Here is an 11576-nt window from a genome sequence, read left to right as displayed (position 1 = left end):
GACGCCCTAGTGCGCAAGCCCCTCGCCTAGGAATTCCCAGGCATAGGCAGCCTCTAGGGCGACGCCGTTTTTGAGCACGGTCTCGTCGGGGTTGTAGAAGCAGGAATGCTGAGGGTGCACCGGACCTTTCGCAGGGTTGGCACAACCCAAAAACACGAAGACGCCCGGCACTTCGAAAAGATACTCAGAGAAGTCTTCGCCGGGCATGGAGCCTCGGTAGCGAGCGATGGCATCCTTGCCGAGAACCGCTTCCGCCGCACGCGCGGCGATCTGTGAGGCATGGGCGTCGTTTACCACAGCCCAACTGCCCAAATCGTACTGGCTCACCGTGGCCTCGCAACCCAAGGCGGCTGCGGTCTCCTCGGCAACGCGCTTCATAAGAAGCGGCATGCGCGCGTGGATCTCGGGGTCGAAGGTGCGCACCGTGCCTTCAAGCCAGGCAGAGCCTGCCACCACATTGCGGGCGGTGCCTCCGTGAAACTGGCCCACAGTCACCACGGCGGGCTCGAAAGGGGAGACCGAGCGACTCACGATGGTTTGGAGTTCCTCGATGATGGCGGCGCCAGCGAGGATGGCGTCGGCGCCGCGGTGAGGAAGCGCACCGTGAGCAGACTTGCCTTTGATGTCGATGCGCCACCAGTCGGCGTTAGCCATGCGCGGGCCGGCCTCGAGAGAGACTTTGCCTGCCGGCACCTCGCTCCAAATGTGACAGCCATAGGCTCCGTCGACGCCGTCGCACACGCCTGCCTTCACCATCATGGAGGCGCCGGTGGAGTTTTCCTCGGCTGGTTGGAATACCAAGCGCACCTCGCCGCAAAGCACGGGAGCAATGTGGGAAAGGATGGCGGCTGCTCCCAAAAGCATGGCAGCATGGCAATCATGGCCACAGGCATGCATGATTCCAGGAGTTTGAGAAGCATAGGGTGCGCCAGTCTCTTCTTGAACCGGAAGGGCGTCGATATCGGCACGCATGAGCAGGCGCTTGCGGGGATGGCTCTGGGAATCGTAGGCGCCGGGAGCGGTGCCCTTGATGGTAGCTACCACGCTGTTCTCATAAGGCATGTAGTAGGGGATACCCAAGGCCTCCAGCTGGTGCGTAATGGTGCGAGCGGTTTCAACTTCTTTGAGAGACGGCTCAGGATGGGCGTGAAGGAAGCGGCGGATCTCTATCACCGCAGGCTCTACTGCCTGACTGAGCTTCTTGATGAGCTGAGGGACCTCTTGGGAGTCCACTACAGCCGCATCTACTCCTGAGAGCGCCTCTGTCACTGCCTCGCCCAAACGCTTGTAGTCAAGGCTTTGGTAAGAGGTATTGGAAGTGGCAGTGGATTCGGGCGCTGTCATTGATGCATCCTCCCCGCAGTGGAGTTCTTGGCTTCCTTTTAGAGTAGTCGACTTGTAGTGTGTGAGCCTGTCTCACCTATAAATATAAATCCAAGAGTTTGTCAGATATAAGCTCGTCCTTTGCGTCACACCTAGCGCACGCTATAATCCATGGACAAAGGGGAGCTGGGAGCTTATGGCCCGGCTGAGAGGAGCACCCAAGCGGCTCGACCCAAGAACCTGATCTGGATAATGCCAGCGTAGGGACCATGCGACTTCGCCTCCGGGTCCCGCAATGTGGCGGGATTTTTTATGCCGCCAGGAAGGACGTGCAATGGAGTGCGCTGTTGCCATTCAAGTGCTGCCTATGGACGCCGCCAGCGACGATGAGGTGGTACGCATTGTGGACGAGGTCATCGATTACCTCAAATCCCAACCGGTTAGCCTGTTTGTGGGTCCCTTTGAATCTACCATCGAAGGCGATTATGATCTGTGCATGAGCATTCTGGCCGAGTGTCAACGCATCGCCATCGCGGCCGGCGCAGGCAAAGTCATGACCTACGCGAAGATCGATGTGAGGGCGCAAGAGCCCCTGCTTACCACCGAGCGCAAAGTGGGCAAGTACGCCCAGGTCAATGCGGCATTCGATGCTTCTCGTTCCGAGGAGAACCAGTGAGATCTGCTCGTCGCTCTTGGGTCGCCCCTACCGTTACCGTAGTTGTGGTGCTTGTGGTGTGGCAGTGCACAGTGAGCTTTGGCCTTGTTCCCGCCTTTCTCTTGCCAAGCCCTTTGGATGTGGTGGAAGCGCTCATTGCCGATGCGCCTCTACTGGCCTCCCACGGCCTGGTGACCCTCACAGAGGCCCTAGTAGGCCTAGCCTGTGGCGTTGCAGCGGGCTTTGGCCTTGCGGTACTTATGGATCGCTTCGCCCTGGTAAAAGCCGCCCTCAATCCTTTGGTAACCCTAAGCCAGACCATCCCTACAGTGGCCATCGCACCGCTCTTGGTGTTGTGGCTGGGCTATGGCATGCTGCCCAAGGTGCTTCTGGTGGCGCTCACCACCTTCTTTCCCATCACGGTAGCGTTGGCAGAAGGCTTTGCCTCGGTGGACCCCGACGCCATAGACCTCATGCGCACCATGGGGGCCAATCGCTGGCAGATCTTTCGCTATGTGAAGATCCCGGCTGCGGCGGGTTCGTTCTTCTCGGGATTGCGCATCAGCGCTACCTACGCCGTGGTAGGCGCAGTAGTAGCTGAATGGCTCGGAGGTTTCGACGGATTGGGAGTCTATATGACTCGCGTGCGCAAATCCTACTCCTATGACCAGATGTTTGCCGTGATCCTTATCATTTCTGCACTCTCTTTAGCTCTCATGGGATTGATCGGCTTGATTGCGCGCATTGCCATGCCCTGGCGTGCAGCTACAAAAAAGTCTGGGGAGCTCTCCCATCTCTCCCAAAGCAAATAACGCATTCATTTTTGGAGGTTCTCGATGATTCGCTCCTATAGCCGCAGCAGCTTTCTTAAGCTGGCAGGCGCCGGCATCGCAGGTCTCTCGCTTGCTGCCTGCAATTCCAACAATGCTGCAAGCACACCCCAAGCATCTTCTGATGGCTTGGAGAAACTTACCTTTGTGCTTGATTACACCCCCAACACCAACCACACAGGCATCTATGTGGCTCAGGAAAAGGGCTTCTATACTAACGAGGGCATCGAGCTTGAGATCGTTCAGCCCCCTGAGGATGGCGCCGATGCGCTGGTGGGCACTGGCAAGGCTCAGGTGGGCATGTCCTATCAAGATGTGATGGCCAACTACCTGGGCAGCGACAACCCCTTCCCGGTGACCGCCGTCGCAGCCATCATTCAACACAATACCTCAGGTCTTATCTCTCGCAAGGGAGACGGCATTGACAGGCCTAAAGGGCTTGAGGGCAAGCGCTACGGCACCTGGGATCAAGATGTGGAGAAGGCCATCGTGCGATCGGTGGTGGAGTCTGACGGAGGGGACTGGTCCAAAGTTGAGCTGGTACCCGCCAATTCTACCGACGAGGTCACCGGTCTCAAGGCAGATCAATTCGATGCCATCTGGTGCTATGAGGCTTGGGCAGGTCAAAATGCCAAAATCCAAGACTACCCGGTAGACTACGTGGCCTTTATCGACATCGACGACACCTTTGACTACTACACGCCGGTGATCATCGCCAATGACAGCTTCTTGGCAGAGCAGCCAGACACCGTGAAGCGTTTCTTGGCAGCCACTCAAAAAGGCTATGAGTATGCGGTGCAAAATCCCGATGATGCCGCAGAGATTCTTGTGGCGGCCAATCCTGAGATCGATCCAGCGCTGGCCAAGGCTTCCCAGGAATACCTGGCGGACAAGTACGTGGCTGACGCTTCTCAGTGGGGCCACATCGACAAGGGCCGTTGGGAGAAGTTCTATCAATGGATGAATGACCAACAGCTCACGCCGGTGGCTATTGAGGCCAGCAGCGGCTTTACCAACGAATACCTACCGGAGGCGTAAAGACTGCCATGGACGACATCGATCCTCAAGTAGCAGGGCTTGCGGCCTCCCACCTCTGGCTTTCCTGGGAAGGGGAGCCCATCGTGGAGGATGCGTCCTTCTCGGTGGCAGCTGGAGAGCTGGTCTGTTTGGTAGGCCGATCGGGCTCGGGAAAGACCACGCTCTTCCATGCATTGGCAGGCCTTACCACTCCTGATCGCGGCCAAGTGTTTGTAGGAGACAAAGACGTTACCGGTGCGCCGGGGTCTGTTGCCTACATGCTCCAAAAAGACCTGCTCATCCCCGAGCGCACGGTGCAGGACAATGCCGCTTTACCCCTGCTGCTCAAAGGCATGAGTCTCAAAGAGGCGCGGGCACAGGTAGCCTCGCAGCTGGATCGCTTTGGGCTTGAAGGGACGCAGGAGCTCTATCCCGATCAGCTCTCAGGCGGCATGCGCCAGCGGGCGGCCCTTTTGCGCACCTACTTGATGGATGATCCAGTGCTGCTGATGGACGAGCCCTTCTCGGCCCTAGACGCCCTCACGCGAGCCGACATGCGCTCCTGGTTCTTGGAACTCATGAGCCGCTTAGACCTCACTTGCATGCTGGTGACCCACGATGCGGACGAGGCCATCGCCATGGCCGATCGCATTTTGGTGCTGGCGGGAAACCCTGCTCAGGGTCAGGTGAGCCGCCTGGTGGGAGAGGTGACTATCGGGTGTCCGCGTAAAGATCGCGACCAATTCATGCTCACCTCCGACGCGTTGGCAATAAAACGCCAGGTACTGGAGCTGCTAGAGCACTAAGCGTTGCCGATTATGCACGAACCGACCGCCCTTCTCCATCACGTATGGGGAAGGGCGGTCGCTTTGAAATGCCGACAGCTTGTACGTATGGTTGGCGAGCTGTCGATTTACTTGCCTTTATGGCGCAGCCGAGAAAAGATTCCTGAGGAGCGCAGGGATTCCAGTTCTCGTTCCAGCTCGTCGCGCTCGGCCACGGCTTCTTCCAAACGCCCTTCCAAATTGGCGCAGCGATCTTTGAGGCCGGCGATCTGGGTCTCCATGCGGCCGTTGCGGTCGATGGCATGGGCGCAGGATTCCTTGAGGTTGTCGATAGACGTCTGATAGGAGCGAACCAGCGTGTTGAGCTGCAGCGCCAGACGGCGGGCATTGAGGTCTGCCCTGGTGGTGCCCAAGGAAAGCGAAGCCACAAGCCCACCTAGGCTGGCGATGCGCACTCCCAGCAAGCTCCATAGCTCTGAATCGACTCCAGTGGCCGGCACCACGCAGCTGGCCAAAGCCACCTGGGCGGCTACGGCGCGATAGGCGGCCACCGACTCGATAGGCTCAGTGGCGATGAGGGCGACAGGAACCATCTGGGCTCGGGCTACCAGCTCGTCGTAAACCCCGCGCACATCACCGGCAGAGAGCACCAACCCGTCGATCTCCAGGTCGCTCAAAATGCGCGAGAGTTCTCGGGCACGCTCCAGCGTGGAGCTGTAAGCAGGAATGGTTTGAGCCACAGCAAGAGAGCCGGTGGCAGCACCTTCCTCGGCAATGATGGAGCAGCTGGTGCGGCGAGAAGCCAGTGAGTCTTGGAGCTTTCGCAGCTGCACCAAGTCGTCGCCCTCGCGCACCAAAATAGCGAGGTTGTGAGGCCTGGCTCCTGTCTGCGCCAAGGCAGCCGAGCTTGCAAGGGCAATGGCGACCGAGCAAAGATCGGAGTCCTCGTTGTCTTCCAGGGCTGCGGCGATATAGGGGGCGCCCCAGGAATTGAGAAGCTCTGTGGCGGCATCGGCCCAGGCTACCGGCTGCACCCGAGCAGGGAAGATATCGGTGGCTTGGCGCACCAAACCCACCGCCAAGCCTTCCCAGGCATCGTAGTAACGCTCCCACTGCTCGGAGCGGTTGAGATAGCCTACCGCCACCTCGGCAGTGGACCGGTTGGCGCAGATGGCGGCGAAATCAGAGGCTTCCAGAAGGGACGGCGCGGGGTTCTCGGCAATGACGAGGCCGTGGAGATCCGGGCGCACCACCAGGCGTTGAGCCAGGATGGCGCACATGAACCCTGCGACCGCCTCGTCGTGAGAAGCTACAGAGTTGATTTCTATCTCTGCAAATGCGTGGCGGGCCAGCTCGGTTTTAAAGAGGCGCCCGCGCAGTTGCACCGGCACGCTGCGAGTGCGGAAGAAGGCGTCGATGATAGCCTCGCCGTCCACCGTCTGCATCAGCGGCGACACCACGCGCACGGCAGCGCCGGTATCTTGGTCGCTAAAGATGTCGGCAGCCAAGAGGCGGGCTTGAGCGATATTGCCTGTATCCTCGGGCGATAAGGAGGATTGAGACGACGCTGCGGACCTCTGTTCCTCATTGGCATCCGGGGAATCTTGCAGCGGCTTGAACTCAGAGGAGGTCACCAGGATGTCTGCCCGAGTTTGGCTGGCCACTTGGAAAAGACGGCCTAGGCTTTGAGGCAAAAGCATGTCTGGAGCATCCGAGAAGAGCACATAGGTGCCCGAAGAAGCCCTGAGGCCGGCGCGATAGCTTTCCATGCGGCCAGAGTGCTCTGCCATAGAGATCACGCGCAGCGAAGGATGAGCCAGCGATGCCTCTGCCGCTACCTGGGCGGTGGAATCTGTGCTGGCGTCATCAACCACCACAATCTCGAAATTCAATCCTTCTTGGGCCATGGCAGCCTGAATTGCCGCAGGGAGATAAGCCCCGCCATTGGAAGAGCGAATGATGACCGAGACGTCGCATGCCATAAGAAGGCCTCCTCGCAGGGTGTGATTAAGGGTGTGAGTGCGCGGATAGTTCACACTCTACCCTTAATGGGCCTTCCAAAAAAGTTGCATTAGCAATCGTCTCGGGGGGAGAGGGGGCAATTGGGGGTGCGCGGTTCTTGCGTGAAACCCTGGGCTTCTGCCAAACGCCTGCGCAGCATGGCCGCCTCGCTTCGAGAGGACGCCAAGCGCGCCTCAAGAATTTCTACACGATCCTCGAGCTGAGCTGCCATCTGCTCTGCCGATAAGAACGACCGCTGCCCGCTGTTAAGCCGTGCGTCGAAGAGGGGCAACAGGGCGTCGGAAGGCATGGAAGGCGCGGGAGGCTGGGAGAGCCGCTCTTCTAGGGCATCCAGCACTCGGCTGGCCCAAAGGGCCAATGGCTCAGAAGCGCCGCGAATGATGGTTGGGGCTTTGCCATGAGCTGCCAATAGCGCCGAGGTCAGCGATGCCGAGAAACGCTCCTTGGCAGACTGGGAGCCATTGAGATCCGTGGTATTGGAGCCTACCAAAGGGTCTGCAGCCTCGGCATCCACCGCTACCACCGAGGCCAAACTGGCGGCAGCCTTGGCCCAGAGCGCCTTGGAGCCATCCTGGGTGTCAGACTGAGCAACGGCCACCACCGGAATGTGCGCCAGGCGCGCCATGAGGGCGCCCCAGAAGAGCTCGGGGGAGTTGCAAAGCGGAAGGACTACCAGATCCGGCGCCTCCTCCCTGAGGGTCCGGTGCCAGCGCTGGGCCAAAGCCAGAGGGAAGCCACAGGCGCCCTCCGATGACGCTGCTCTAGAGGACGTGGCTTTAAGGGCAGTGATGCTGCAAGCATCGAGGGGTATCTCGGCAGCAAGGGGAGCCATTGTGTAAAACTTCGAGGTTTGAATGGCGAAGCGATCCAAGGCATCCTGGATCTCATTGCTGTCGTCCAGCGACAGAGGACTTTGAGGGCAGGTGACCACCATCACGCGATCAAGGGCGCTGAGGTGGGCCTCCAGGCAGCCGGCGCGAAGCACCACCGAAGCGATGGTCTCAGGATGAGAGGTAGCCCAGTAGGCAATGCTCGAGACAAGCTCAGGGAGAGGCCAGCACTCTGCCAAAGTGTCAAAAAGCGACACCGGGCCTTCTTTGGCCACCATTTTAGAGGCTTCGGCATGACAAGCTGCAGGGAAGCAGGCTCTGGCAAAGGGCTCGATCAGCTCTTGGCAGAGCACCTCGTAGCTGGCACGCAGCTCGTCCCAGCGCTGGTTTTGGGAGATCATGCGACCCACTTGAGAAGCGATGGTGGCGTTTTCGGAGACCTCCTGACAATCGCAGAGCGTCTTGGGGGCGCCTTCGAAAAGCTCTTCTGCCAGTGGCATCTGGGTGATATGCGCCCGCTTTGCCAAAGAGCAAAGGCTAAAGAGGAAGCTATGGCGCACAGGGGTCTGGACGGTGGCAGAAAGCATCGCGGCACAGGCAAGGATGGCGCTGGTGTGGTCTGCCAAAAGACAGGCGGGATCCAAGGATGCCAGATGGCTGCCAAAGATCGCTTGGGTGGCCTCGCCTTGAGCGGTATCCAAGGTAATCTCTTGAGTTCCAGGGATCACCAGAGAAGCCTCGTGAGCCACTGCGAGATCCCGGGCTTGGGCGCAGGCAGTGGGAGCCAGCACACAGTCTGGATGCAAAAGCATCACCCATTGAGCCGGCGTAGAGAGCAACACTGCCAGGTAGGAGTGCAGATCCTCGGCAGAATGCGCGGAAACCCAGCGCACTTCGATGGAATCAGGCACAGAGAAGCCTTCCAAAAGGGCGCTTTCTGCGGGATCCAAAGCGGGGGCGCCGTCTGCCGTGTCATAAGTGGCCAGTACCGTCACAGTGGCACGAACGCCCTCTTGGGCTAAACAGCTGCTGAGTGCTGCGGCCCAAGGGCGATTGGGCAACGCAGGAAGAATGATGGAAAACTCCGTGGTGCTCATGAAGCCTCGATGGGTCTTGGGGTTTCAGATTGTCTTTAGAATACCAATTACCATCGATGCAATAAATGGGGACTTTTGATAACTTACAGGTTTCTTACTGCGTTCTTCAGCTCGCAAAATAAGGGATACTTTAAGAGATTGTCCGGTATTTAATTGCCCTACATTCCGCTAATTATTGGTAGATTGGGCAGAGGCTTGACCCTGAGTTCCTTGCGTGCCTTGAGCACTCTGGCCTCCTTGCTGCGCACCAGGAGTGCCAGAAGCATTGCCAGAAGCCTGTTCGCCATTGGTAGAGGGATCTGAAGGGGGAGTAGCGGTGCCATCCTCCGGCTTTTGTGGATTTGTGGAAGACCCGCCGTTGGAAGTGTTGTCCGCAGCACTGTTAGTCCCGTCGCCCCCCGCAGCAGCGGCGTTTTGGTCGCCGGCATCAGAGTTGCCATTAGTGGCAGCGCTGCTATCTTGAGGTTTATTGGAAGAGTTCTCAGTAGAATTATCCGGCTTCGCAGCGGCGCTTTTTTGTGCGTCGTTGTCAGCGGCAGCGGCCTGATCGCTCTTCTGTGGCTCCTTAGGAGCCACCAGGGAGGTCTTCGTGCCCAAGCCCTGGCCTGCGGTGGCAAGAGACACAAAGCCGGCCGAGAGCGCCACTCCTATCAGCGCAGCTACCACGGCCACCACTATGACGCCCACTGCCACCTTTTTATGGGTGCGGGCAGCCTGCTGCGCATGGACTCTCTGCCGTAGCTCTTCAGGAGCGATGCGCGCCCCAGAGGCGTCGACGGTGCCTTCGTGAACATCCAGGGGACGCGTAGCCCCTGGCTCATCATCTGAGGTGTTGATCTTCTCTTTAAGGGTTGAAGCACCGGTAGCCACCATGCGCTTATAGACCGAGCTGGCCACCGTAGATACCACCGAGCCTACCGCCACGCCGATGACCGACCCTGCGATGCCAATCTGGTTGGTGAGAAGCATCGAGGTCACCGCAGCCAGTGCACCGGCAGCCACCTGAGGCACCGAGAGATCGCTCAACAGCCCGCCTTTTTTATCGTCAGATTCCCCCGCCGGCTCATGGTCCTTTGCCCGAGCATCTTTCAAACCCTGCTCATAAGCCCGAGTCACCTCAAGGTTGCGCTCATCAAGGTTGTCCTTATCGGCTGGCTGATGCATGGAGTCATCACCCTTCATAGCGAGGTATAGAAACACGAACATTCCAGGAGCTGCCGAGAAACCCGTGCCCCCTAAGGCCGAAGCTGCATTCTAAAGAGAACCTACCCGCTGTGGAGAGCTCCTCATGCCTCATCACGCTCCCTACACGCCACCTTCGCCTGTGTGTCACACTAAGCACGAAGAATCGCAGCTGGCCACCGGTTTCACGCTGCCGAATCCGCTGAGGCAACCGTGCAAAGGAGCTGTTCGTGGACAAAATCGCAAGCTTTACCGTAAACCACCTCACCTTAGAGCCCGGCGTCTATGTGTCTCGCAAGGATAAGGCAGGCGACGAGGTCATTACTACTTTCGATGTGCGCATGACCACTCCCAACAAGGAGCCGGTCATGGATACCGCAGCCATCCATTGCCTCGAGCACTTGGGCGCCACGTTTTTGCGCAACCATTCCACCTGGGCTGAACGGGTAGTCTACTTTGGCCCCATGGGCTGTCGTACCGGCTTTTATCTGGTGATGGCGGGCGATATGGACTCCCGCGACGTCGTGCCCCTTGTCACAGAGCTCTTCGAGTGGGTTGCCGGCTATGAGGGAGCTGTCCCCGGCGCAGATCCTAAAGAGTGCGGCAACTATCTAGACCTCAATCTTCCCATGGCCCAGTGGGAAGCCCGTCGCTATTTGGATCGCACTTTGCGCGATATCGACAAGGCCCATCTCGTCTATAGCGAGTAGGCCCAGAACTGGGCCCCACGTTCCACCTCATTGAGGCTTACAGGACATAAAGCATGCTATGAATTGGGACGTTGACACAGGTCAACGTCCCCTTTGGTGTATAAATCCGGAAGACAAATTTGAACACGGGAATCCGGACAGAGGGTGTGCTATTGGAGGCCCTATCACCCCAGATGAAGGCTGCAGAATCGAGTCGTTATACCAGGATTTACAGGGCTCGATGAAAAAGGCGATTTTTGGGGTCTGCGGGGCCAAGATGCAGAAGAGCAATAACACTCGCGCCTACTAAGTACATTTCCTCCGGCATGTGCCTACTAAGTACAATTGAATATGAAACCTACTCTGTGAGCTTGGGTGATGTAATACTAAAATAAACACCCTAACTTTGCGCTGCAATGGTAGGCAGGGCGGCCATGAGGGCATGGGCCATAGTGGAGGCAGCCTCATCCTCGAAGGCCTGGTAGGACTCGGCTCCCGAGCCATCCGCCTTGTCGCTCATGGCACGAAGCACCACGAAGGGAATGTCGTTGAGCCACGCCACCTGGGCGAGGGCTGCACCCTCCATCTCCGCACAAAGGCCGTCAAAAAGCTCGTGGATCCTCTTGCGATCTTCCACCGAGGCCACAAAGCGCTCGCCGGAGGCCACGGTTCCCGAATAGACGTGGACAGAGGGGGCGACCTCTGCCACTGCCGATAAGAAAGCCTCCACCAGTTGGGGATCTGCCTCGAAGTAGGTGGGATAGCCCGGCATGGTGCCGATGGGATAGCCGAGTGCGGTGACATCTGCGTCATGGTGAACCACGCGGGTGGAAACCACTACGTCGCCCACCTCGATCTGATCGCCTAAGGCTCCCGCCACGCCGGTGTTTATCAGGCAGTCCACGCCAAAGAGATCCACCAGCTGCTGGGCACAGGCGGCCATGGATACCTTGCCGATGCCCGACTTCACCACCACTACGGGGACACCTTCGAGAGTTCCCTCATGAAACTCCAGATGGCTGCGGCAGATGATGCTGTCTTGGGAAAGATGGGCCACCAGATCGCGAACCTCGTTGTCCATGGCGCCAATGATGCCGATCTTCATAACATGTCCCTTCTAAGTCGGAGGTGTTTCTCGGTATTCAC

Annotated in this window: 10 protein-coding genes; 5 read left to right on the top strand and 5 right to left on the bottom strand. The window is 58.5% G+C overall.

Annotated features, from left to right (window positions below):
- Positions 1-6 precede the first annotated feature (6 nt).
- The gene (locus OR601_RS04160) at positions 7-1344 is read right to left on the bottom strand and encodes an amidohydrolase (protein ID WP_265592312.1); all 1338 of its coding nucleotides are present in this window, start codon (positions 1342-1344) and stop codon (positions 7-9) included.
- A 313-nt stretch (positions 1345-1657) separates the two neighbouring features.
- On the opposite strand from OR601_RS04160, the gene OR601_RS04155 reads away from it, so the two are divergent.
- The 4 genes from OR601_RS04155 to OR601_RS04140 are packed head-to-tail and all read left to right on the top strand — an operon-like array spanning position 1658 to position 4631.
- Entirely contained in the window at positions 1658-1999 is a 342-nt protein-coding gene (locus OR601_RS04155; protein ID WP_265592311.1) for a thiamine-binding protein, read from the top strand.
- Positions 1996-2790 (top strand): ABC transporter permease, encoded by a 795-nt coding sequence (locus OR601_RS04150; RefSeq protein WP_265592310.1) that lies wholly within the window; start codon positions 1996-1998, stop codon positions 2788-2790. Before OR601_RS04155 ends, OR601_RS04150 begins: the two co-directional genes overlap by 4 nt.
- Before the next feature lie 24 nt (positions 2791-2814).
- Entirely contained in the window at positions 2815-3846 is a 1032-nt protein-coding gene (locus OR601_RS04145; protein ID WP_265592309.1) for an ABC transporter substrate-binding protein, read from the top strand.
- An 8-nt stretch (positions 3847-3854) separates the two neighbouring features.
- A complete protein-coding gene (locus OR601_RS04140; protein ID WP_265592308.1) occupies positions 3855-4631 on the top strand; it encodes an ABC transporter ATP-binding protein in 777 nt (258 codons plus the stop codon).
- Between the two features lie 107 nt (positions 4632-4738).
- Here OR601_RS04140 and OR601_RS04135 read toward each other — a convergent pair whose 3' ends face one another.
- From OR601_RS04135 to OR601_RS04125, 3 genes are all read right to left on the bottom strand, one after another.
- Complete coding sequence (locus tag OR601_RS04135) at positions 4739-6592, bottom strand: glycosyltransferase family 2 protein (RefSeq protein ID WP_265592307.1); 1854 nt, start codon at positions 6590-6592, stop codon at positions 4739-4741.
- 89 nt (positions 6593-6681) lie between these two features.
- Positions 6682-8559 (bottom strand): hypothetical protein, encoded by a 1878-nt coding sequence (locus tag OR601_RS04130; protein WP_265592306.1) that lies wholly within the window; start codon positions 8557-8559, stop codon positions 6682-6684.
- 168 nt (positions 8560-8727) lie between these two features.
- Positions 8728-9759: a prolipoprotein diacylglyceryl transferase gene (locus OR601_RS04125; protein WP_265592305.1), complete on the bottom strand. Its 1032-nt coding sequence runs from the start codon at positions 9757-9759 to the stop codon at positions 8728-8730.
- A gap of 212 nt (positions 9760-9971) precedes the next feature.
- Here OR601_RS04125 and OR601_RS04120 point away from each other — a divergent pair, with 212 nt between their 5' ends.
- On the top strand, positions 9972-10451 hold the full coding sequence (locus OR601_RS04120) for an S-ribosylhomocysteine lyase (RefSeq protein ID WP_265592304.1): 480 nt from the start codon (positions 9972-9974) through the stop codon (positions 10449-10451).
- Positions 10452-10830: 379 nt separating this feature from the next.
- Here the strand turns inward: OR601_RS04120 and OR601_RS04115 are convergent, their stop codons facing one another.
- Positions 10831-11535, bottom strand: coding sequence for a 5'-methylthioadenosine/adenosylhomocysteine nucleosidase (locus OR601_RS04115; RefSeq protein WP_265592303.1), 705 nt, complete (start codon positions 11533-11535; stop codon positions 10831-10833).
- Between the last annotated feature and the right edge of the window lie 41 nt (positions 11536-11576).

Source organism: Leptogranulimonas caecicola (assembly GCF_023168405.1).
GTDB classification, from domain to species: Bacteria; Actinomycetota; Coriobacteriia; order Coriobacteriales; family Atopobiaceae; genus Leptogranulimonas; species Leptogranulimonas caecicola.
Note: the sequence above shows the minus strand (reverse complement) of the source record. Positions and strands in the feature narration are given on the sequence as shown.